The 590-nt window shown below is 68.5% G+C and carries 1 protein-coding gene; it reads right to left on the bottom strand.

Annotation, left to right across the window (positions count from 1 at the left end; all coding sequences use genetic code 11):
- Positions 1-248 precede the first annotated feature (248 nt).
- The coding region (locus F6S12_RS32690) for an ATP-binding cassette domain-containing protein (RefSeq protein WP_315869981.1) at positions 249-590 on the bottom strand (342 nt) is incomplete at its 5' end.

Below are 590 nucleotides of genomic sequence, written 5' to 3'. Positions count from 1 at the left end.
TGCTGGGTTTTGCCCTCGACGCCCTGGCCCGTGGCCTGCATCGCCGCTGGTCCCACGCCTGAGGCCCGCCGGTGGGCCCGGCGCGACACCGGTGGCGCCCCCGTAGGAGCCGGCTTGCCGGCGAATAGGCCCTCAAGCCTTGCACCGCTCCAGCGGGCGCCTTCGCTGGCAAGCCAGCTCCTACGGCCCCGGCGTAATCGCGGCGCTACCTGCGTAGGAGCCGGCGCAGCGCCGGGGTGCCTGGACGATCAATGCCCCACCAGTTCCTCCAGCAACTGCTCTTTGTAGCCTTGCAACACGGGTGAAGAGCGGTCCCGGGGATGGGGCAGGTCGACGCGGATCTCATGCTTGATCCGCCCCGGATGCGCGTCCATCACGATTACCCGGTCCCCCAGGTACAGGGCTTCTTCAATGTCATGGGTGACCATGATCACCGTGCAGCGCTGCTGCACCCAGATACGTTGCAGTTCGTGCTGCAGGCGCACCCGGGTCAGGGCATCCAGCGCCCCCAGGGGTTCGTCCAGCAACAGCACCTTGGGCTGGTTGATCAGCGCTCGGGCAATGGCGCCGCGCTGGGCCATGCCGCCGGA

It is taken from the genome of Pseudomonas sp. JV245A, from assembly GCF_032424515.1.
GTDB classification, from domain to species: domain Bacteria; phylum Pseudomonadota; class Gammaproteobacteria; order Pseudomonadales; family Pseudomonadaceae; genus Aquipseudomonas; species Aquipseudomonas protegens.
The sequence above is the reverse complement of the archived record's forward strand: the minus strand, read 5'-3'. Positions and strand labels throughout refer to the sequence as shown.